This window comes from Mycobacterium sp. NTMscope_MAC_269, from assembly GCF_976985695.1.
This window is the reverse complement of sequence record NZ_OZ335668.1, coordinates 4,188,718-4,208,267: the sequence shown is the minus strand read 5'-3', so window position 1 is coordinate 4,208,267 and position 19,550 is coordinate 4,188,718. Positions and strand designations below refer to the sequence as shown.

Below are 19,550 nucleotides of genomic sequence, written 5' to 3'. Positions count from 1 at the left end.
ACGCTCGGCGCCCAGTGTGAAGTTGGTTTCACGCTGGGCGGAGCGACCTGGCCCGCTTAGCCGCTGGCGGACTGGCAGACCTTCCACTGGTCGTCGCGGTACTGCAGGTCCAGGCTGCGGGTCGAGCGCAACTGCGGGTCGTAGGCCATGAACGTGGTGACGTTGGCCTCGGCGTGCTGGCCGTTGACGACGACCTGGTCGATGCTGGCGATCACCGGATACTGCTTGGCCGCCGAGACGCGCCGGTACGTTTCGTCCCAGGCACGCTCGTCGTAGTCCGCGTAGCCGTCGCGGGTGGTGCCGCAGGTAATGGTGCGCAGCGTGGTCAGATCGCCGCGCTGAATCGCGACGTCGAGGTCGCTGATGGTGTGCCGGACCTGGTCTTCCTGCGAAACACCGGTGTGCTTGCCCCGGGTGAGCAGCACCGTGCCCAGGATCGCGATCGCGGCCAGCGCCAGCACGATCACGACGATCGCCAGTATCCAGCCCCAGTTGAACTGCCGGGAGGTGCGTAGTTTCCCGCCGAGTCGGGGTGGGATCGATTGCGGGACAGCGGCTTTGGGTGGGCCCCCGAATTGCGCGGTGCCGTCCGGTCCCGGCGGCGTGGCGAAGACCTCGGTGGCGGGTTCCGGCGTGGTGGAGATGATCGTGGTTTCTTTCGCGTCGAAGCCCGGCGCGGTGAAGCGGCGTTCGCGCTGCGGTGAGTCCGGCACTTCTTGGGGACCGCTGCGCGGATCGGGTTTGTTGATCACCACGGTCTCGGTCTCGGCGTCGCTGGGGACCAGGGGCACGCTCTCGGTGGCGTCGTCACTGGTCTCGGGGTCGGATTCGGCCCCCCACTCGTCGCTCGGTTCGTTGCGGGACTCACGTGGGTCGAACCCGGGCCGTTTCGGCGCGCCGCTGCGGTCGGGCTCGGATGGGTTGGGCATGAGTACTACTGTCCTCCCGCCGTCGAGTGGGGTAGTTGCAGAGCTTAGCGACCGAGACCGCGGCCCGGGGCGATGGCCGAGGTGCGTCCCGCGGGCAAAACGGGCGAGCTGCAGAATAGAGCCATGACGCCGATGAAGGATCTGCTGGGGCCCGACCCGATCCTGCTGCCCCGTGACCCCGATACCGAGGCGGAGCTGCTGGCCGGCGAGAAGCCGGGCATCGTCGCCGCCGCGCATCCGACGGCATCGCTGGCCTGGGCGGCGCTGGCCGAGCAGGCGCTGGCCGACGATCAGGCCATCACCGCGTACGCGTACGCCCGCACCGGCTATCACCGCGGCCTGGACCAGCTGCGCCGCAACGGCTGGAAGGGCTTCGGCCCCGTCCCGTATTCGCACGAGCCCAACCGCGGCTTCCTGCGTTGTGTGGCCGCGCTGGCGCGTGCCGCCGACACGATCGGCGAAACCGACGAGTACGCACGGTGCCTGGACCTGCTCGACGATTGCGACCCCGAGGCGCGCAAAGCGCTTGGGCTGTAAGGCTTTAAAAGCTCTCCGAACAATCGGTGTCGTCGGCGCAGTCGATTTGGACGGTGGCGTGTTCCAGCCCGCGGGCCGATAACACCGCCCGCGCGTCGTGCAGGACCAGGGCGGGGTCCCCGCTGCTGGTCAGGTGCGCCGTGCACATGTCTTTGCCGGGCGACAGCGTCCACACGTGCAGGTCGTGCACGCCGGTCACCCCGTCGACGGCGCCGAGTGCGGAGCGCAGCTCCTCGACGTCGATGTGCGTCGGCGACGATTCGGAAAGGATCCGCAGCGCGTCGCGCGCCAGCGCGATCGCCCGGGGCAGCACCCACAGTGCGACCAGCACGGCCACCACCACGTCGGCATACGGCCAGTGCGTCGTCACCGTGACCACGCCGGCGATCAGCACGCCCAGGCTGCCCACGGTGTCGGCGACGACCTCCATGTAGGCGCCCTTGACCGCGAGGCTCCCCGAGGAGTGGGAGCGCAGCAGCAGCGCGACCGCGAAGTTGGCGGCGAGGCCGGCCAGCGCGACCACGATCATCGGCACGCCGGGGATCGCGGGCGCTTCGCTGAGCCGATGGACGGCCTCGTAGAGGATGAACAGCGCCACCCCGATCAGCAGCCCCGCGTTGGCGACGGCGGTGAACACCTCGGCGCGGTGCCAGCCATACGTGCGGCCGGGCGACGAGCTGCCGCGGCGGGCCAGGGTGACGGCGGCCAGGCCCATGAAGACGGCGACGACATCGGTCAGCATGTGGCCGGCGTCGGCGAGCAGCGCGATCGAGTTGATCAGCAACGAGGTGACCAGCTCGACGACGAAGAAGGCCGCCAGAATCGCCGCGGCCATGACCATGCGCGGGATCAGCCGAGAATCGCCCGTCCCGGCGGGGGTGTGGTTGTGGCCTGCGCCCATGCCCCGAAATATATGCGCAACGACGCATATATAGCAAGGGTCAGAACCAGCGGCTCCAGAAGCGGGTGAGCGCGTTGCCCCAGCCCACCAACACGTCCGGGAGACCGGACAGGTCGAACAAGGACAGCACGACCCCGAAGAACCAGTGGTTGAGCACCGGCGCCAGGAGCAGGAACAGCACGATGACAAAGCCCCACTGCTTGGCCGGCGCCAGCGCGCGCTGCGTCTCCGGACTCAGGTGCGGCTCCAGGGCGTCGTAGCCGTCCAGCCCCGGGATGGGCAGCAGGTTCAGCACGACCGCGGTGAGCTGGAGGAACGCCAGGAACGCCACCCCGGCCCACAGCACCACGTGCGTCGGGTCGAAGAACAACCGGGTCAGCGCCAGCAGCAGCGCCGCCAGCACGAGGTTGGCCGCCGGGCCGGCCAGGCTGACCAGGGTGCGCCGGGCGGGCGTCATGAACCACGTCCGCACGTAGACCGCCGCCCCGGGCAGGCCGATCCCGCCCAGCGCGACGACCACCAGCGGCAGCACGAGCGAGAGCGCGGGGTGGGCGTAGCGACGCGGATCGAGCGTCAGGTATCCACGCACCGCCGCGTCGTGATCGCCGAACCGCCAGGCGGTCACCGCGTGCCCGAATTCGTGCAGGCACAGCGACACCAGCCAGCCGGCGATCACGAAGATGAACACGCCGGCATAGGCCAGTGGCCGCGCGCTGTACCCGGCCTGCCAGGCCAGCACACCGCCGACAGCCGTCAACCCGAGCAGGGCCAGGAAGATCGGGCTGGGCCGTACCGATTCGCGTTGGGGCGAGGGGAAGCTCACGGCACGAAACTATCGGACCAGCAGCCAGCCCTCGATGTTGCGGTAGAACGCCGATCGGCGGCCGGGGCGGGCCGACAGAACGCCGTCGCGCAGCACGACGACACCGGTGCTGCCCAGCTGGGCCGCGCGGCCGGTGACCCACCGGCGCCGGCCGCCCTGGAGCGAGGCCCGCAGGCCGGGCATGGCCAGCGTCGGCTCGACGTAAACGGCACCGGCGTCGCCGTCGAACAATGTGGTGTCATCGACGACCGCCTCGCCGTGGATGACCCGCTCGCCATCCGGGGGTGCCCAGACCGCGCGACCGACGACCACCGAGCCGGTCTCCTCGCGGATCAGCGTCACCCGTTGCGCGCGACCGCGCAGGGCCCGGCGCGCCGCCCGCCGCCCGGCGGGCAGGCGATAGATCCGGGATGCCCGGGTGCGGCGCCGCGGCACGTAGGCCACCTCGACGTCGAGCCGCTCCGCGCGCAGCAGCCGGGTCAGCACGGCGGCCAGGTCGGCGTCGCCGCCCACGACGACCAGCCGCCGGGCGAGGTCTATCGCGGCGTCGATGGCGGGGCCGCCGGCGTCCCGATGGGCGGGCATGTCGCGCAACGGCCCGTAGGTTCGCCCTCGCCCGAACAGCAGAACCGCGGCAACCCGATTGTCTTGCGTCACAAGCTATCCAATCAGACTTGGCCCAATTATTTTGACTTCCAACGACTCTGGTCCGATCAATGGTCCATAACGACACAGTCACAAGATGGCGTCGGACTACGAAAGTTATTGCGGCGCCTCCTGGAAACAACCGGATACTTTACTCCGGCCACACAGCCGTTGTTGTGCGGAATCCCGCCAACGAGTGGTTGAGAGAACGGAGAACGACCATTCGCCGACTCCGCTCTCCTTGCGCCGTGCTCCTTTCGGCCGTCCTGCTGTGCCTCGCATCGGCGAGGGCCTCGGCCGACGAATCGATCGTGATCGACCTGGTGCGCCACGGGCAGTCGGTGGCCAACGCGGCGAAACTGATCGACACGGCGGTGCCCGGCGCGGCGCTCACCGCGCTCGGCCAACAACAGGCGCAAAACGTCGCCAACGTGCTCGCGACGAGGGGCCCGGTGGCCGCGATCTTCGCGTCGCAGTTGATCAGGACGCAGCAGACCGCGGCGCCCCTGGCCGCCGCGTTGGGCATGAATGTGCAGGTGCTGCCCGGGCTCAACGAAATCGACGCCGGCATTTTCAACGGCATGCCGCAGATCAGCCTCGCCGGACTGGCGTACCTGCTGGCCCCCGTCGCGTGGCTGCTCGGGCTGCGCATCGTGCCGATGCTGGCCCCCGGCTCCGCCGACCCGAACGGGTACGAGTTCCACAAGCGTTTCACCGGCGCGCTGCAAACGATGGATGGCAACGCGGCGACCAGCGCCGGCCGCTTCAACGACATGCTCACAACGATGTACGGCAGCGCGCTGGCCAACCCGGTCCGCGCGTCCGACGGCAGGATCAGAGAGGTCGCGTTCTCCAGCGAATTCGACATCGGTATCGGGACGATGACAACCGTCAAAAACCCCCAACAGTTGCTCCTGCTGTTCGACCCGCTGCCCAACACCGGCATCGTCGAGATCCAGGGCAATCCCCACGATGGCTGGACGCTGGTCAGCTGGAACGGCAAACCGGCGTGGTCCGGGTGGGCGGCCAAACGGCCCAACCGTGACACGAACGGCCTGTGCCTGATGTTGGACGCGCCGACCCGCGACGGCGTGTGCGCGGCCAAACCGCCGGCGACGGCGAGCCCCTGACCACCGCGCACCGGGCCTTGGTGCGACACGGGCGGGGATCAACGGGCCTTGCGGCAAGCCCGTCGTCGCCCGACGTCTAGGATCGCCACGTGAGCGCGGCAAGCAAAGACGCGTGGAGCAACGCGCACGGTCACGGGGCGGCCAACCGAGGCGCCGCCACCGCAGGGCAGTACCGGCCCTCGGGCGATGCCGAAAACCGTTGCAGCGGTGCACGATCTGGCGTCTTGCCAGCAGAACCACAGTAAGCAGGCGGGAGCAAACTCATGCCGGCAATCGTCCTCATCGGCGCCCAGTGGGGCGACGAGGGCAAAGGTAAGGCCACCGACTTGCTCGGTGGGCGTGTTCAGTGGGTGGTGCGCTACCAGGGCGGCAACAACGCCGGGCACACCGTCGTCCTGCCGACCGGGGAGAATTTCGCCCTGCACCTGATCCCCTCGGGGGTGCTCACCCCCGGCGTCACCAACGTCATCGGCAACGGCGTGGTGATCGACCCCGGGGTGCTGCTCGACGAGCTCAAAGGCCTCGAAGACCGCGGTGTCGACACCTCCAGGCTGCTGATCTCCGCCGACGCGCACCTGCTGTTGCCCTACCACGTGGCCATCGACAAGGTCACCGAGCGCTACATGGGCAACAAGAAGATCGGCACCACGGGCCGCGGCATCGGGCCCTGCTACCAGGACAAGATCGCCCGGATCGGCATCCGCGTCGCCGACGTCCTCGACCGGGAGGTGTTGACCCACAAGGTCGAGGCCGCGCTGGAACTGAAGAATCAGATCTTGGTCAAGATCTACAACCGCAAGGCGCTCGACCCGCACCAGGTGGTCGAGGCGTTGCTGGAGCAGGCGCAGGGCTTCGCCCACCGCATCGCCGATACCCGGCTGCTGCTCAACACCGCGCTGGAATCCGGCGAAACCGTGTTGCTGGAGGGCTCCCAAGGCACCCTGCTCGACGTCGACCACGGCACGTATCCCTATGTGACGTCATCGAATCCGACGGCGGGCGGGGCGGCGGTGGGTTCGGGGATCGGTCCCACCCGGATCACCGCGGTGCTGGGGATCCTCAAGGCCTACACCACCCGCGTGGGGTCGGGCCCGTTCCCCACCGAGTTGTTCGACGAGAACGGCGAATACCTGTCCAAGACCGGCGGCGAATTCGGCGTCACCACCGGGCGGCGCCGCCGGTGCGGCTGGTTCGACGCCGTCATCGCCCGCTACGCCACCCGGGTCAACGGCATCACCGACTACTTCCTGACCAAGCTCGACGTGCTGTCCAGCCTGGAAACCGTTCCCGTGTGCGTCGGCTACCAGATCGACGGGGCGCGCATCCACGAGATGCCGATGACCCAAAGCGACCTGCACCGCGCGGAGCCGATCTACGAGGAGCTGCCCGGCTGGTGGGAGGACATCTCGCACGCGCGGGAGTTCGACGACCTGCCCGCCAAGGCGCGCGACTACGTGCTTCGGCTCGAAGAGCTTGCGGGAGCTCATGTTTCGTGCATCGGGGTGGGACCCGGCCGCGAACAGACCATCGTGCGCCGCGACATCCTGGCGGCCCGCCCGTGACGCGATCTGACCAAGCCGAGCCCAACCCGATCGACCTCGATCCCGAATACGAACACCACGGCGGCTTCCCGGAGTACGGCCCGGCCAGCCCCGGTCCCGGCTTCGCCCGCTTCGTCGCCTCCATGCGCCGGCTGCAGGACCTCGCCGTGTCGGCCGACCCCGGGGACGACGTCTGGGACGACGCCGCCGACCGGGTCGCGGCGCTGACCGAGCTGCTGGGGCCGTTCCAGGCCGAGGTGGAGGGCCGGGCGCCCGCGGGCCGCACCCCCGACCTGCCCGGCATGGGCAGCCTGTTGCTACCGCCGTGGGTCCTGACGCGGTACGACCCCGAGGGCGTCGAGATGACCGGTCACTTCAGCCGGTTCCACGTCGGCGGAAACCACGCGGTGCACGGCGGCGTCCTGCCGCTGCTGTTCGACCACATGTTCGGCATGATCTCCCACGCCGCCAACCGGCCCATCAGCCGCACGGCCTTCCTGCACGTCGACTACCGCAAGGTCACCCCGATCGACGTTCCGTTGCTGGTGCGTGGCCGGGTCACCGGCACCGAGGGCCGCAAGGCGTTCGTCTCCGCCGAATTGGTCGACCGCGACGAGACCGTGCTGGCCGAGGGCAACGGTCTGATGGTCCGGCTGCTTCCCGGCCAGCCCTGAGGAGCCGGGCAATCAGCCCTAGTCAGGGCCCGCACCCTTCGACCCGACCTATCCTTGAGCCGTGACTGACGGCGTGACGGACGGACGCGACGACGAGACGACGGCGCTCGTCGTGCCCCCACCAGCCCCCGCCGACGCGCGCCCCACGGTGTTGCTGCTGGGTGCCGGCGAGATCAGCCGGGAGCTGGCGATCGCGCTGGGACGCCTCGGGGCGCGCGTGATCGCCGCCGACCGGCACCCGCACGCCCCCGCGCACGGGGTCGCCGACCAGGCGCTGGTGGTCGACATGGCCGACGCCGACGAACTGGCGCGCGCGATTGGACGGCTGCAACCCAACCTCGTCGTCACCACCACCGACGCGGTCGCCACCCAGGCCCTCGACGCACTCGATGGCAACCGCACCGAGCTGGTGCCCAGCGCCCGCGCAGCGCGGCTCACCGCCGACCGCGAGGGGCTGCGCCGGCTGGCCGCCGACGAGCTGGGTCTGCCCACCGCGCCGTTCTGGTTCGTCGGGTCGCTGGGCGAACTCGAGGCGGTCGGCGCGCACGCCGGATATCCGTTGCTGGTCAAGCCGGCGGCCGGTCCGGCCGGGCAGCGGCAGTCCGTGGCGGCGCGCCGCGAGGACATCGAACCCGCCTGGCATCGCGCGGTGGGAGAGGAGCCCGCCGCCCGGGTGCTGGCCGAAACCGTCGTCGAAGTCGAATTCTCGGTGACCCTGCTGGCGGTGCGCAGCGAGGGCCCGTCGGGGCCGACGATCGAATTCTGCTCACCCATCGGGCATCGCGAATCCGGCGGGCAGGTGCTGGAATCCTGGCAACCCCAGAAGATGAGCGCGTCCGCGACGGACGCCGCGCGGTCGATCGCCGCGCGGATCGTCAAGGCGCTGGGAGGGCGGGGCGTGTTCGGGGTCGAATTGATGGTCAACGGCGACGAGGTGTATTTCGCCGACGTCACGGCGCACCCCGCCGACAGCGCCTGGGTGACCCTGCGCAGCCAGCGCCTTTCGGCGTTCGAGCTGCAGGCCCGCACCATCCTGGGCCTGCCGGTGGACACCATGATGGTGTCGCCGGCCGCCACCCGCCTGGCAGGACCGTCCGAGTCCCGTGACCCCGCCGCGCTGATCGGCGCGCTGAGCGTGCCGGAGAGCGACCTGCGCGTCTCCGGACGCGGGTTCCGGGCGTTGGCGACCGCGCCGGAGGTGGCGGCCGCCCGCCAGCGCGCCGGCCAGGCTGCCGAAAGGCTGGCCGCCCCGGGCTCCCGCGGCTGAGCCCCGGGATGCGCGCGGCGGCGGTCTCGATACGATCGCGCTGACGATGCGTACGAAGGACGAGGGAATACGAGCATGAGCACACAGCGCGGACACTCCTACGCGGGCGACATCTCGCCGCTGGAGGCATGGAAACTGCTCAGCGACAATCCGAACGCCGTGCTGGTCGACGTTCGCACCGACGCCGAATGGCGATTCGTCGGGGTGCCCGACCTGTCCAGCCTCGGGCGCGAGGTGCTGTTCCTCGAGTGGAATTCCTCCGACGGGAGGCCCAACGCGAATTTCGCCGACCAGCTGCGCGAGCAGGTGGCGCCGGCCGAAACCGAGGCGGACCGCCCGGTGCTGTTTTTGTGCCGATCCGGAAACCGCTCCATCGGCGCCGCCGAGGTGGCGACCGAGCTGGGCATCACCCCGGCCTACAACATCCTGGACGGCTTCGAAGGCCAGCTCGACGCCAACGGTCACCGCGGTGATTCGGGGTGGCGGGCGATCGGATTGCCTTGGAAGCAAGGCTGATTCACCCATGACCCCCGCCGACCACGATTCGGTCCGTACGCCCGCATCGCTGCCCGAAGGCGTCAGCCAGGCGACCATCGGCGTGCGCGGCGGGCTGCTGCGTTCGGGTTTCGACGAGACCGCCGAGGCGCTGTACCTGACTTCTGGCTATGTCTACGAGTCCGCGGCGGTGGCCGAGAAGTCGTTCACCGGCGAGGTCGACCACTTCGTCTACTCGCGGTACGGCAACCCGACCGTGACGATGTTCGAGGAGCGGTTGCGCCTGCTCGAAGGCGCGCCGGCCGCATTCGCCACCGCGAGCGGGATGGCCGCGGTGTTCACCTCGCTGGGCGCGCTGCTGGGCGCGGGGGACCGCTTGGTCGCGTCGCGCAGCCTGTTCGGCTCGTGCTTTGTGGTGTGCAACGAGATCCTGCCGCGCTGGGGCGTCGAAACCGTCTTCGTCGACGGCGACGACCTGGCCCAGTGGGAGCAGGCGCTCACCGACCCCTCCAAGCCCACTCGAGCAGTGTTCTTCGAGACACCGTCGAATCCGATGCAGTCGCTGGTGGACATCACCGCGGTGACCGAGCTTGCCCACGCCGCGGGCGCAAAGGTGGTGCTGGACAACGTTTTCGCCACACCGCTACTGCAGCAGGGCGTCCCGCTCGGCGTCGACGTGGTGGTGTACTCGGGCACCAAACACATCGACGGCCAGGGCCGCGTGCTGGGCGGGGCCATCCTCGGCGACAAGGAATACATCGACGGCCCGGTGCAGAAGCTGATGCGCCACACCGGCCCGGCGATGAGCGCGTTCAACGCCTGGGTGTTGCTGAAAGGCCTTGAGACGATGGCCATCCGGGTCGAGCACAGCAACTCCTCGGCGTACCGGATCGCCGAATTCCTCGAGAGCCATCCGGCGGTGAGCTGGGTCCGCTACCCCTACCTGTCCTCACACCCGCAATACGATCTGGCCAAGCGCCAGATGTCGGGCGGGGGAACGGTGATCACCTTCGCGCTCGACTGCCCCGACGCCGTGGCGAAACAGCGGGCCTTCGAGGTGCTGGACAAGCTGACGCTGATCGACATCTCCAACAACCTCGGCGACGCCAAATCCCTTGTCACACATCCCGCGACCACCACTCACCGGGCGATGGGCCCGGAGGGCCGCGCGGCGATCGGGCTCGGCGACGGCGTGGTCCGCATCTCCGTCGGCCTGGAAGGCACCGACGACCTGATCGCCGACATCGATAGGGCCTTGAGCTGACCGCTTTCCCGGCGCGTCAGCCGGCCGCCTTCTGCTCGGCCGTCTCGGCGCGTTCGGCCGCCGCGAGCGTTCCCTCCGCGGCCTGTTGCTCCACCCAGTTCACCAGGGGCCGGGCGTAGATCATCTGGCTGGTGATGGCCATCTGGCCGCGGGTGCGGCCCAGGAACGAGATCCCCCAGGCGAACATGGCGGCGAGCCGGTTGCGGTGGCCGATCAGGTAATACAGGTGCAGCACCAGCCACGCCAGCCAGGCGAAGAATCCGGCGAATTCCACCTTGCCGACCTGCGCGACGGCGCTGTAGCGGGAGATGAGCGCCATGCTGCCCTTGTTCACGTAGCGGAACGGCTTGCGATCGGCGGGGTTGTCGTCGCCCTTGACCGCCTGCTTGATGACGGCGGCGGCGTATTTCGCGCCCTGGATCGCGCCCTGCGCCATCCCGGGGACGCCGGGAACCGACATCAGGTCACCGACGACGAACACGTGCGGGTGGCCCTTGACGGTGAGGTCGGGCTCGACGACCACCCTTCCGGCGCGGTCGGTTTCGGTTCCGTCGGACTGTTCGGCGAGCATCGCGCCCAGCGAGCTGGCCTGCACGCCCGCCGCCCACACCTTGCACGCGCATTCGATGCGGCGCTGGGCGCCGTCCTTCTCCTTGATCGTGATGCCCATGTAGTCGACCGCGGTCACCATCGCGTTGAGCTGGACCTCGACGTCCATCTTCTCCAGCCGCCGTTGCGCCTTGAGGCCCAGCTTGTTGCCCATCGGCGGCAGCACCGCGGGCGCCGCGTCGAGCAGGATGACGCGGCATTCGCTGGGGGTGATCGTCCGGAACGCGCCGGCCAGGGTGCGCTCGGCCAGCTGGACGATCTCGCCGGCCAGTTCGACGCCGGTGGGCCCGGCCCCGACCACCACGAAGGTCAGGCGGCGTTGACGTTCCGCCGGGTCGATGGCGACCTCGGCGGCCTCGAATGCGCCGAGGATGCGGCCGCGCAGCTCCAAGGCGTCGTCGATGCTCTTCATCCCGGGCGCAAAGGCCGCGTACTCGTCGTGGCCGAAGTAGGACTGCTGCGCCCCGGCCGCCACGATCAGGCTGTCGTACGGCGTTACGGTTTCCATGCCCATCAGGTGGGACGTGACCGTTTTGGCGGTGAGGTCGACGGCGGAGACTTCCCCCCACAGCACCCGGACGTTGCGCTGGCGGCGCAGGACGAGCCTGGTGGTCGGCGCGATGTCGCCTTCGGACAGGATGCCGGTGGCCACCTGATAGAGCAGCGGCTGAAAAAGGTGCGTGGTCGTTTTCGAGATGACGGTGACCTCGACCTGGCTGCCCTTGGGGGCGCGTTTGAGCGCCTTTGCCGCAGTCAGCCCGCCGAAACCGCTTCCGATGATGACCACACGATGGCGCGACATGACTCCACCGTACGACGCCGCACCCTTGAAAGGCGAGGCCGACGTGCGCACCGATGCACGGCGCGTCAAGGCCGCCGGGCAGTGGCAGGAGCCGCACACGACGAAAATGCTTGTGACCAAGCCGGTCTCGGCGCCGTGGCGCCCGCGTGACCCGAAATAGCGTGTGTGGCAAAGGATCCCGACCGGAGCCGCGGCATGGACCAGGCCATGCCGCGACCCCGGTCGGTCACCTTGTGGTCTTCGCTACGCGAAGCGTGATGTGAGTGAAGGGCCCGAATTGAACTCGAGGCCCGTTCGGTTTACTGCTATCCGGTGCAGGTCAAACCGGGTCCACAGTCGATAACAAGCGGAACCGTGCACGCCGAGGTCATTGGAGCTGCGAAAGCCAGCACCACGGCGACGACGATTTTGCTAGTACGACGTGACATTAGAACCCCCTACGTCTGGGAGGACGATATTCTAAGGCCCGATGTCGGCGAGTTTACGTCGTCAATGACTCGCAGATAAGCGATTTCGCGAATATTTCACGGCGATTCGTCAAATGGATGACCGACCAACGCCGGCATGGTGCGACCGCCTGGCCCCGAACGGAATTCAGCAAAATCCAGTGGCGGGATGAATTGGAATTATCCTGCGCGGGACCCATGCCGCGGCTATATTGGAACGCTATTTACCCGCTGCTCACCGGCGCGGCTGCGCAAATTGGATATGAATTCAAATACGCCCCGAACGTGCGCCGCCGGTCACGCGGCGAAACCAACGGGATGACAATTGGTTTCAGCGACGGCGGGGGGCCCGCGGCGCGGCTAGAACGGCCACCCGCCGGCGTCGCTCTTGTACTTGGCGTTGAGGTCGCTGCAGAAGTCGGCGGCGGTGCCGGCGAGCAAGATGTAATAGGTCTCGCCGCGGCGGCTTTCGTAGGCCGTCGGCGTGGTCCAGCCGTTGTTGCACATTGCGGTTTCGCCGCCGGCCGCCGTCCTTCGCCAATTGGTCTTCACGCAGCCGACCAGGTTGTCGAGGCTCGGCGTGGCGCTCTTGGCCGCGACCAGCATCGCTCCGCCCCACTGCCCATCGTTGCGCCGATAGGCGCGTGCGCCGAATCCCGCCCCCGACCCCGAATTGTCGGTCTGGCATGCCAACGCTCGGCGCAGCAGCGAGAAGGGGCCCGCGAGTTGCTGGTTGGTGGCTCCCGCGGCGGACGTGATGAACTGCGCCGCGTCCGAGCCGTCGACCTCCTGCACGACGTTAGGATTGCCAAAGCTAAAGAGCTGCTGGGTGATTCCCTGGGCCGCCGCGGAGCCCCCGCCGATGATCGGCCCACTGCCGCTGGACACCATCGGGGGCAGCCCCGCGGCCGGGTCGGCGCCCGCGGCCGGCGGACCGGCGGCGGCTCCCAGGGCCAACAGCGCGATCACGGCGCGGGCTCGGCGTGCGGAGACTCGCATGCCTCTTATTTCAGCACGTGTGCGTAGTCGCCGCGGCGGTCGTCGGCGATCAATCCGCCCAGCACGTGGCGGGTCTGCAACACGATGTATTCGTCGAGGGTGTAGATCGGCCCGAAGTGCCAGTGCTTGAGCGCCCACCCGTGGGCGAGCAGCATGATGTCGAACACGGTGAGGTCGACGTCGACGCTGCGGAAGACTCCCTGGGCGATGCCGACCTCGATCACCGCGCGCAGCGGTGCGGCCGTGGCGATTTCGAGGTCCTTGATCTGGGTGCGCCCGGGCGCCCCGAGAGTCCGGCTCTCTCGGTAGCTCAGCACCACGCCGTCGAGGTTCTCGTCGACGATCTGGATGTAGCGGCGGACCCCCGCGGTCAACTGGTCCACGACGTCGTCGCCGGCTGCGTCGATGACCGGCGCCAGCTGATCGCGGAACACGTCGAGGATGCGCACGATCGTGGCGAGCAGCAGGTCTTCCTTGCCGCCGAAGTATTTGTAGAGCAGGCCGACGCTGACCTCGGCCTCGGTGGCCAGATCTTGCATGGACATCTGGTGAAACCCGGTCCTGCCCATGACTTTGACCGCGGCGTCGAGCACCTGGCGCCGCCGCGAGCTGACGCGCGCCGCGCGCACCGCCTCCTCGGCGGGAAGATCGCTGTAATCGATGGCCACCGGATGCGCCTAGAGGCCCAAGTCCTTGGCGATGATCGTCTTCATGATCTCGTTGGTGCCGCCGTAGATGGTTTGGATGCGGGCGTCGACGAACGCGCGCGCCACGCTGTACTCGCGCATGTAGCCGTACCCACCGTGCAGCTGCAGGCAGCGGTCGGCGGTGCGCACCTGCAGGTCGGTGGTCCACCATTTCAGCCGGGCGGCCCGGGCGGCCGTCAGCGCACCCTCGAGGTGCTCGGCGAGGCAGTCGTCGAGATACGTTCGGGCGATGTCGATCTCGGTTGCCAGTTCGGCGAGCACGAACTGGCTGTGCTGGAAGCTGGCGATCGGTGACCCGAAGGCCTTGCGATCACGGACGTAGTCGAGGGTTCCGGCCAGGATCGCCTCCGCGGCGGCCACCGCACCGACGCCGAGCGCGAGCCGCTCCTGGGGCAGGTTCTTCATCAACTGATAGAAGCCGCGGCCCTCTTCGTCGAGCAGGTTTTCTTTCGGCACCCGCATATCGGTGAAGGTGAGCTCGCTGGTGTCCTGGGCGTGCAGGCCGATCTTCTCCAGGTTGCGGCCGCGGAAAAAGCCCGGGGTGTTCGCGTCGACCACCAGAAGTGACAGTCCCTGATGGCGATCGGGCGAGGTGCGCGCGGCGATGACGAACAGGTCCCCGGCCTGACCGTTGGAGATGAACGTCTTGGCGCCGTTGATCACGTAGTCGTCGCCGTCCCGCACCGCCGTCGTGCGGATGCCGGCCAGGTCGCTGCCGGTGCCGGGCTCGGTCATCGCGATGCCGAGCACCGTCTCGCCGGTGACCACGCCGGGAAGCCAGCGCTGTTGCTGCTCGGGGGTCGTCAGATCGGTGAGATAGGGCAGTACCACGTCGTTTTGCAGCGTGAAGGCGATTGCCTCGGCCGCCGCCCCGACGCGCTGCAACTCGTCGATCACGATCGCGTTGTAGCGGAAGTCGTGCACGCCCGGGCCGCCGAGGCGCTCGGGCACCGAGAAGCCGAGCAGCCCGAGCTTGCCCGCCTCGAGAAACAGCGCGCGGTCCCACTGTCCGTCGCGTTCCCAGTTCTCGTGGTTGGGCACGACCGTCTGCTGCACGAAATCCCGCACCAGTTCCCGGAACTGGTGATGCTCTGGCGCGTAGGTCAGGCCGCTCATCAGCGGAAGGCGTCGCTGCCGGTGAACGCCTGGCCGAGGACGAGCTGGTGCATCTCCGGTGTGCCCTCATAGGTCAGCACCGATTCGAGGTTGACCATGTGCCGGATCACCGGGTATTCCAGCGATATCCCGTTGCCGCCCAGGATCGTTCGGGCGGTCCGGCAGATCTCGATCGCCTCCCGGGTGTTATTCAGCTTGCCGAAGCTCACCTGCTCGGGACGCAGGCCCACCCCGTCCTTGAGGCGGCCGAGGTGCAGCGAGAGCAGTTGGCCCTTGTGCAGCTCGACGGCCATGTCGACGAGTTTGGCCTGGGTCAACTGGAATCCGGCGATCGGGCGGCCGAACTGGGTGCGCTGCGTGGCGTAGTCGAGGGCGGCCTGCCAGGCCGAGCGCGCCGCTCCCATCGAGCCCCAGATGATGCCGTAGCGGGCCTCGGACAGACACGACAGCGGCCCGCGCAGCCCCTTGGCCTCGGGCAGCATCGCCTCGGCGGGCAGCCGCACGTCGTCGAGCACCAGCTCGCTGGTGATCGATGCCCGCAGCGACAGCTTGTGGTGAATGGTGTTGGCGGTGAAGCCCGGAGTCTTGGTGGGCACGATGAAACCCCGAATCCCGTCGTCGTCCGTGTTGGCCCACACGACCGCGACGTCGGCGACCGAGCCGTTGGTGATCCACAGCTTGCGGCCGTTGAGCACCCAGTCCGAACCGTCGCGCCGCGCACGGGTTTTCATCGCGGCCGGATCGGATCCGACGTCGGGCTCGGTCAGCCCGAAGCAGCCGAGCAGTTCGCCGGCGGCCATGCCCGGCAGCCATTCCTGCTTCTGCTCCTCGGACCCGAAGTTCCAGATCGCGAACATCGCCAGCGAGCCCTGCACCGAGACCATCGAGCGAAGGCCGGAGTCGGCGGCCTCGAGCTCCACGCAGGCCAGCCCGTAGTGCACGGCGGAGGCCCCGCCGCAGCCATACCCGTCCAGGTGCATGCCCAGCAGGCCGAGCTGGCCGAACCCCTTGGCGAGTTCGCGGACCGGAAGGTCGCCGATCTCGAACCATTCCGCGACGTGGGGAAGGACGTGCTCGGCGCAGAATTCCCGGACGGTGTCGCGCACCGCGCGTTCGTCGTCGGACAGGGAGGCGTCCAGGCCCAGCGGGTCGTAACGGTCGAAGGCCGGTGGCGTCTTGGTACTCATAGAAGTCAGCCTGCCACTAGCCGGCTCTCAACCGGCCATCGTGAGGCCGCCGCTGACGCTGATCACCTGGCCGGTGATGAACGAGGCGGCCTCGGAAGCGAAGAACAACACCGGCGCGGCCACCTCGTCGGGCCGGGCCAGCCGGCGAAACGGGATCGCTTTGACCAGTGCTTCCTTCAGCTTCTCCGGCTGCGCGTGAAACAGCGGCGTGTCGGTGGGCCCCGGGCATACGCAGTTCACCGTGATCTGGTGACGCGCCATCTCGCGGGCCAGCGACTTGGTCAGGGCGATCACCCCGCCCTTGGCGCCGGCGTAGATGCTCTCGCCCGCGCTGCCCACCCGACCGGCATCGCTGGCGAGGTTGACCACGCGCCCGCCGCCGTGTGTCTCGATCATCCCCGGCAAAAACGCCGAGCAGACGTGCACCGGCCCCAGGTAGTTGATGGCCACCACCTTCTGCGCGAATTCCGCTGTGGCATTGAGGAATTGGTCGGTGCGGTCCCATCCTGCGGCGTTGACCACGATATTGGGCACCCCGAGATCGGCGTGGATGCGATCCCGCAGCGCGCAGACTTGCTCCGGGTCGGCCACGTCCACCGCAAGCGCGGTGATCGTCTCGGGGTGTTCCGCGGCGGTGGCCGAGGCGCCCGCCTCGTCGAGGTCGGCGGCGACGACGCGCTCGCCGCGGGCGGCGAGTCCCAGCGCGATCGCCCTGCCGATGCCGGAACCGGCGCCGGTCACCACCGCAAGGCCAGCTGGTGAATGAGTATTCATCGCTGACGAATGTAGGTTCACCGCGGCCGTGGGGTCAAGGATCGAGGCCCCGCCCGGTAGTCTCGCTGCATGCTTAGGCTCTGGTGGCTGGGCTGGCTCGCCGTGGACGTCGTCGGTGTGCTGGTGTTCTGCGCCGTGGGGCGCCGCAGCCACGACGAAGGCCTCAACGTCACCGGCGTCGCCGCGACGGCATGGCCGTTTCTCACCGGCACGGCCCTCGGGTGGCTGGCCGCGCGCGGCTGGCGGCGGCCCACGGCGGTGGCCCCCACCGGGGTCGTCGTCTGGCTGTCGACCGTGGCCGTCGGCATGGTGCTACGCAAGGCGACCTCTGCGGGGGTGGCCGCAAGTTTCGTGGTGGTGGCGACGACGGTGACCGCGTTGTTGTTGCTGGGCTGGCGCGTGGCCCTCGGGCTGACCCTGCGGCGCCGCTCCGACGTCTGAGCGCGCGATGGCACCGACGGCCGACGTGGAGGTGACCGCGACCTTCGGCGCCGCCGCGCGGGCCGTGGCCACCGACAAGGGGCTGCTGAACGACCCGTTCGCCGAGCCGTTGTTGTGCGCCGTCGGCATCGAGTACCTCACCCGGGCGATCAAGGACCACGTGTTCGCGGCCGATGGATCGTCGGTCGGCGACGACCCGGCGATGACGACGCTGATGGACGCGCTGGCGGCGCACACCCGCTTCGTCGACGAGTTCCTCGCCGACGCGGGCAGGGCGGGCATCCGTCAGGTGGTGATCCTGGCGTCGGGCCTGGACACCCGGGCGTACCGGCTGTGGTGGCCGCGCGGGACGACGGTCTACGAGATCGACCGGCCGCAGGTGCTCGACTTCAAGTCCGGCGTGCTGCGCGGGCTGGACGCCACGCTGGCCGCCAACCGGTGCGCGGTCGGCATCGACCTGCGCGACGATTGGCCGGCGGCCTTGCGGCGGGTGGGTTTTGACGCCGCGCAGCCCACGGTGTGGGTCGCCGAGCAGCTGCTCGTCGGGTACCTGCCGCCCCAGGAACAGAGCCGGTTGCTGCACAGGGTCACCGGGGCCAGCGCCCCGGGCAGCCGGCTGGCCGCCGATCACATGCCCACCTGGAATCCGTTGCAGCTGGGGGCCGAGCGCGCCTTTGTGGACGGCTGGCGGCGGCGCGGCCTCGACGTCGATCTGGCCAGCCTGACCTATCCGGGCGAATACCACTATGTTCCCGAGTATTTGGCGGCCCATGGCTGGGAAACGCGCGGGCGCGACATCGCCGACGTGCTGCGCACCGTGGGGTGGGACAAACGGAGGCGCACCGGGCGCGGCGACGCGGAGTTCATCCCGGAATACGTCACCGCGACACGCGTTTGAGTCTTCGATGATGCCGGAATCCTTTTCGCCGGACGGCGGGCTGCGGTTCGTCTCGGCGACTCACGATGACCCGCTGGCGCAACCGCTGCTGGCCGAGTTGGCCGTTGAGTATGCGGAGCGCTACGGGGGTACGCCGAGCACGCACCTGTCCTGGCTGCCGGTGCCCGCGGCCGAGTTGGCCCCGCCGGACGGCGGGTTGCTGATCGGCGTCCTGCGCGGCGTGCCGGTGACCGGCGGCGCGTTTCGCCGCTACGACGCCCACACCGCCGAACTCAAGCGGATCTGGACCGACGCGGCCCACCGGCGCCGCGGCTACGCGCGGGCGTTACTGGCCGCGCTGGAGGCCGAGACGCTGGCCCGCGGGTACCGCCGGCTCTACTTGATCACCGGCAACCGGCAGCCCGAAGCCGAGGCGCTCTACGACGCGACGGGCTATATCCGGGTGCCCCCCGACCCGCTGCCGTCCTGGGGGCCGTTCATCCCGATCGCCTTCGAGAAGTGGCTGACTTAGCCGGCGTCACAACGGATCTCTGTCACCGAGCGTGGGTGCTATGGACGAATGCAGAGCACTTTGTGTGCGTAAGGCCCACACTCGGCGCGGCTAGTGCCGCTCGGCCAGCGAGGTAGCCCGGCCGGTGGCTTCGCGGATCGGGCCGCGCCACACGTCGCCGTGCCCCGGCAGCAAGACCTCGGTGTCGAGCAGGGCCAGCGCGTCGAGGCTGCGCAGCGAATTCTGCTGGCTGTGGCTGAACACCTCCGGCAACAGCTGCGGCCCGTCGTGCTTGAGCAGGGGGTGGCCGGTGATCAGGGCGTCACCGCTGACCAGGACCCCGTCGACCACATACGAGCAGTGCCCGCTGGTGTGCCCCGGGGTGAACACGGCCATCGGATGGCCGGGCAGCCCGGCGGCCACGTCGGCGGTCAACGGCCGCGTCGACGGGATGCCCTCGCGGATCAGACCGCCGCTGCGCACCACGTGCAGTCCCCACGCCGCCCAGCGCGGCCGCCAAATACGCAGGGCCACATCGAAAACCGAGGCCTGCTCCAGGTATTCGCGCTTGGCGTGACCCACCTCTTCGGCGTGGCAATACACGTCGGTGCCGTACTCGTTGGCGAACCAGATCGCCGACCCCAGGTGGTCGATGTGGGCGTGGGTCAGCAGGATGGCGCGCACGTCGCCGGCATCGAAGCCCAGCTGTCGCAGCGACGCCAGCACGTCGGCGCGGTCGCCGGGATAGCCGGCGTCGATCAGCATCACGCCGGTGTCATCGGCGACGATCGTCCAATTGACGGCGTCGCCTCGGGCGAGGTGCACCGCGTCGGTGACTTGAACAAGAGTCGGCGCCGGTCCCATGCCCGCGAGTG

General features: G+C 69.0%; 22 protein-coding genes. 11 read left to right on the top strand and 11 right to left on the bottom strand.

The window, feature by feature from the left end; genetic code table 11:
• Positions 1-56: 56 nt before the first annotated feature.
• Positions 57-929 carry an Rv0361 family membrane protein gene (locus tag ACZ50Z_RS19935; protein WP_464485079.1) on the bottom strand — a complete coding sequence of 291 codons (873 nt, stop codon included), beginning with the start codon at positions 927-929 and terminating at the stop codon, positions 57-59.
• Positions 930-1,052: 123 nt separating this feature from the next.
• Between ACZ50Z_RS19935 and ACZ50Z_RS19930 the strand changes: the two genes are divergently transcribed.
• Entirely contained in the window at positions 1,053-1,466 is a 414-nt protein-coding gene (locus ACZ50Z_RS19930; RefSeq protein WP_464485078.1) for a DUF3151 domain-containing protein, read from the top strand.
• 4 nt (positions 1,467-1,470) lie between these two features.
• On the opposite strand, the gene ACZ50Z_RS19925 is transcribed toward ACZ50Z_RS19930, so the two are convergent.
• Genes ACZ50Z_RS19925 through ACZ50Z_RS19915 form a run of 3 tightly spaced genes read right to left on the bottom strand, consistent with a single transcriptional unit; the run spans position 1,471 to position 3,775 of the window.
• The gene (locus tag ACZ50Z_RS19925; protein ID WP_464485077.1) at positions 1,471-2,367 is read right to left on the bottom strand and encodes a cation diffusion facilitator family transporter; all 897 of its coding nucleotides are present in this window, start codon (positions 2,365-2,367) and stop codon (positions 1,471-1,473) included.
• 40 nt (positions 2,368-2,407) lie between these two features.
• Complete coding sequence (locus ACZ50Z_RS19920) at positions 2,408-3,190, bottom strand: site-2 protease family protein (protein WP_464485076.1); 783 nt, start codon at positions 3,188-3,190, stop codon at positions 2,408-2,410.
• Between the two features lie 9 nt (positions 3,191-3,199).
• A complete protein-coding gene (locus ACZ50Z_RS19915) occupies positions 3,200-3,775 on the bottom strand; it encodes a peptidase M50 (RefSeq protein WP_464486326.1) in 576 nt (191 codons plus the stop codon).
• Between the two features lie 308 nt (positions 3,776-4,083).
• Here ACZ50Z_RS19915 and ACZ50Z_RS19910 point away from each other — a divergent pair, with 308 nt between their 5' ends.
• The 6 genes from ACZ50Z_RS19910 (at position 4,084) to ACZ50Z_RS19885 (ending at position 10,206) form a co-directional block, all read left to right on the top strand.
• Positions 4,084-4,965, top strand: a complete 882-nt coding sequence (locus ACZ50Z_RS19910; protein WP_464485075.1) for a histidine phosphatase family protein — start codon at positions 4,084-4,086, stop codon at positions 4,963-4,965.
• Positions 4,966-5,228: 263 nt separating this feature from the next.
• Positions 5,229-6,527 (top strand): adenylosuccinate synthase, encoded by a 1,299-nt coding sequence (locus tag ACZ50Z_RS19905; protein ID WP_464485074.1) that lies wholly within the window; start codon positions 5,229-5,231, stop codon positions 6,525-6,527.
• The gene (locus tag ACZ50Z_RS19900; RefSeq protein WP_464485073.1) at positions 6,524-7,180 is read left to right on the top strand and encodes a PaaI family thioesterase; all 657 of its coding nucleotides are present in this window, start codon (positions 6,524-6,526) and stop codon (positions 7,178-7,180) included. Before ACZ50Z_RS19905 ends, ACZ50Z_RS19900 begins: the two co-directional genes overlap by 4 nt.
• A 61-nt stretch (positions 7,181-7,241) precedes the next feature.
• Positions 7,242-8,447: a formate-dependent phosphoribosylglycinamide formyltransferase gene (gene purT / locus ACZ50Z_RS19895; protein WP_464485072.1), complete on the top strand. Its 1,206-nt coding sequence runs from the start codon at positions 7,242-7,244 to the stop codon at positions 8,445-8,447.
• A gap of 75 nt (positions 8,448-8,522) precedes the next feature.
• Positions 8,523-8,963, top strand: a complete 441-nt coding sequence (locus tag ACZ50Z_RS19890; protein WP_464485071.1) for a rhodanese-like domain-containing protein — start codon at positions 8,523-8,525, stop codon at positions 8,961-8,963.
• 7 nt (positions 8,964-8,970) lie between these two features.
• The gene (locus ACZ50Z_RS19885) at positions 8,971-10,206 is read left to right on the top strand and encodes an O-succinylhomoserine sulfhydrylase (RefSeq protein WP_464485070.1); all 1,236 of its coding nucleotides are present in this window, start codon (positions 8,971-8,973) and stop codon (positions 10,204-10,206) included.
• Positions 10,207-10,222: 16 nt separating this feature from the next.
• Here the strand turns inward: ACZ50Z_RS19885 and ACZ50Z_RS19880 are convergent, their stop codons facing one another.
• Entirely contained in the window at positions 10,223-11,617 is a 1,395-nt protein-coding gene (locus ACZ50Z_RS19880; protein ID WP_464485069.1) for an NAD(P)/FAD-dependent oxidoreductase, read from the bottom strand.
• On the opposite strand from ACZ50Z_RS19880, the gene ACZ50Z_RS19875 reads away from it, so the two are divergent.
• Positions 11,616-11,777, top strand: coding sequence for a hypothetical protein (locus ACZ50Z_RS19875; RefSeq protein ID WP_464485068.1), 162 nt, complete (start codon positions 11,616-11,618; stop codon positions 11,775-11,777). The two genes, ACZ50Z_RS19880 and ACZ50Z_RS19875, sit on opposite strands and share 2 nt — an antisense overlap.
• Positions 11,778-12,423: 646 nt before the next feature.
• Here the strand turns inward: ACZ50Z_RS19875 and ACZ50Z_RS19870 are convergent.
• Genes ACZ50Z_RS19870 through ACZ50Z_RS19850 form a run of 5 tightly spaced genes read right to left on the bottom strand, consistent with a single transcriptional unit; the run spans position 12,424 to position 16,846 of the window.
• The gene (locus tag ACZ50Z_RS19870; protein ID WP_464485067.1) at positions 12,424-13,062 is read right to left on the bottom strand and encodes a hypothetical protein; all 639 of its coding nucleotides are present in this window, start codon (positions 13,060-13,062) and stop codon (positions 12,424-12,426) included.
• A 5-nt stretch (positions 13,063-13,067) separates the two neighbouring features.
• Positions 13,068-13,730 (bottom strand): TetR/AcrR family transcriptional regulator, encoded by a 663-nt coding sequence (locus ACZ50Z_RS19865; RefSeq protein ID WP_464485066.1) that lies wholly within the window; start codon positions 13,728-13,730, stop codon positions 13,068-13,070.
• Positions 13,731-13,739: 9 nt separating this feature from the next.
• Positions 13,740-14,885, bottom strand: coding sequence for an acyl-CoA dehydrogenase family protein (locus ACZ50Z_RS19860; protein ID WP_464485065.1), 1,146 nt, complete (start codon positions 14,883-14,885; stop codon positions 13,740-13,742).
• Entirely contained in the window at positions 14,885-16,072 is a 1,188-nt protein-coding gene (locus tag ACZ50Z_RS19855; protein WP_464485064.1) for an acyl-CoA dehydrogenase, read from the bottom strand. Before ACZ50Z_RS19855 ends, ACZ50Z_RS19860 begins: the two co-directional genes overlap by 1 nt.
• Before the next feature lie 27 nt (positions 16,073-16,099).
• Positions 16,100-16,846 (bottom strand): SDR family NAD(P)-dependent oxidoreductase, encoded by a 747-nt coding sequence (locus ACZ50Z_RS19850; RefSeq protein ID WP_464485063.1) that lies wholly within the window; start codon positions 16,844-16,846, stop codon positions 16,100-16,102.
• 69 nt (positions 16,847-16,915) lie between these two features.
• On the opposite strand from ACZ50Z_RS19850, the gene ACZ50Z_RS19845 reads away from it, so the two are divergent.
• Genes ACZ50Z_RS19845 through ACZ50Z_RS19835 form a run of 3 tightly spaced genes read left to right on the top strand, consistent with a single transcriptional unit; the run spans position 16,916 to position 18,696 of the window.
• On the top strand, positions 16,916-17,287 hold the full coding sequence (locus tag ACZ50Z_RS19845; RefSeq protein ID WP_464485062.1) for a DUF3054 domain-containing protein: 372 nt from the start codon (positions 16,916-16,918) through the stop codon (positions 17,285-17,287).
• A 7-nt stretch (positions 17,288-17,294) separates the two neighbouring features.
• Complete coding sequence (locus ACZ50Z_RS19840; protein ID WP_464485061.1) at positions 17,295-18,185, top strand: SAM-dependent methyltransferase; 891 nt, start codon at positions 17,295-17,297, stop codon at positions 18,183-18,185.
• 7 nt (positions 18,186-18,192) lie between these two features.
• Positions 18,193-18,696: a GNAT family N-acetyltransferase gene (locus ACZ50Z_RS19835; RefSeq protein WP_464485060.1), complete on the top strand. Its 504-nt coding sequence runs from the start codon at positions 18,193-18,195 to the stop codon at positions 18,694-18,696.
• A gap of 90 nt (positions 18,697-18,786) precedes the next feature.
• On the opposite strand, the gene ACZ50Z_RS19830 is transcribed toward ACZ50Z_RS19835, so the two are convergent.
• The gene (locus ACZ50Z_RS19830) at positions 18,787-19,539 is read right to left on the bottom strand and encodes an MBL fold metallo-hydrolase (RefSeq protein ID WP_464485059.1); all 753 of its coding nucleotides are present in this window, start codon (positions 19,537-19,539) and stop codon (positions 18,787-18,789) included.
• Positions 19,540-19,550 lie beyond the last annotated feature (11 nt).

What these genes read in the sequence shown, in the direction of transcription:
- ACZ50Z_RS19930 (WP_464485078.1), top strand. Translation starts at nt 1,053, where the DNA reads ATGACGCCGATGAAGGATCTGCTGGGGCCCGACCCGATCCTGCTGCCC.
- ACZ50Z_RS19875 (WP_464485068.1), top strand. Translation starts at nt 11,616, where the DNA reads ATGACTCCACCGTACGACGCCGCACCCTTGAAAGGCGAGGCCGACGTG.
- ACZ50Z_RS19890 (WP_464485071.1), top strand. Translation starts at nt 8,523, where the DNA reads ATGAGCACACAGCGCGGACACTCCTACGCGGGCGACATCTCGCCGCTG.
- ACZ50Z_RS19935 (WP_464485079.1), bottom strand. Translation starts at nt 929, where the DNA reads ATGCCCAACCCATCCGAGCCCGACCGCAGCGGCGCGCCGAAACGGCCC.
- ACZ50Z_RS19855 (WP_464485064.1), bottom strand. Translation starts at nt 16,072, where the DNA reads ATGAGTACCAAGACGCCACCGGCCTTCGACCGTTACGACCCGCTGGGC.
- ACZ50Z_RS19835 (WP_464485060.1), top strand. Translation starts at nt 18,193, where the DNA reads ATGATGCCGGAATCCTTTTCGCCGGACGGCGGGCTGCGGTTCGTCTCG.
- ACZ50Z_RS19845 (WP_464485062.1), top strand. Translation starts at nt 16,916, where the DNA reads ATGCTTAGGCTCTGGTGGCTGGGCTGGCTCGCCGTGGACGTCGTCGGT.
- ACZ50Z_RS19925 (WP_464485077.1), bottom strand. Translation starts at nt 2,367, where the DNA reads ATGGGCGCAGGCCACAACCACACCCCCGCCGGGACGGGCGATTCTCGG.
- ACZ50Z_RS19905 (WP_464485074.1), top strand. Translation starts at nt 5,229, where the DNA reads ATGCCGGCAATCGTCCTCATCGGCGCCCAGTGGGGCGACGAGGGCAAA.
- ACZ50Z_RS19850 (WP_464485063.1), bottom strand. Translation starts at nt 16,846, where the DNA reads ATGAATACTCATTCACCAGCTGGCCTTGCGGTGGTGACCGGCGCCGGT.
- ACZ50Z_RS19880 (WP_464485069.1), bottom strand. Translation starts at nt 11,617, where the DNA reads ATGTCGCGCCATCGTGTGGTCATCATCGGAAGCGGTTTCGGCGGGCTG.
- ACZ50Z_RS19915 (WP_464486326.1), bottom strand. Translation starts at nt 3,775, where the DNA reads ATGCCCGCCCATCGGGACGCCGGCGGCCCCGCCATCGACGCCGCGATA.
- ACZ50Z_RS19885 (WP_464485070.1), top strand. Translation starts at nt 8,971, where the DNA reads ATGACCCCCGCCGACCACGATTCGGTCCGTACGCCCGCATCGCTGCCC.
- ACZ50Z_RS19870 (WP_464485067.1), bottom strand. Translation starts at nt 13,062, where the DNA reads ATGCGAGTCTCCGCACGCCGAGCCCGCGCCGTGATCGCGCTGTTGGCC.
- ACZ50Z_RS19830 (WP_464485059.1), bottom strand. Translation starts at nt 19,539, where the DNA reads ATGGGACCGGCGCCGACTCTTGTTCAAGTCACCGACGCGGTGCACCTC.
- ACZ50Z_RS19860 (WP_464485065.1), bottom strand. Translation starts at nt 14,885, where the DNA reads ATGAGCGGCCTGACCTACGCGCCAGAGCATCACCAGTTCCGGGAACTG.
- ACZ50Z_RS19840 (WP_464485061.1), top strand. Translation starts at nt 17,295, where the DNA reads ATGGCACCGACGGCCGACGTGGAGGTGACCGCGACCTTCGGCGCCGCC.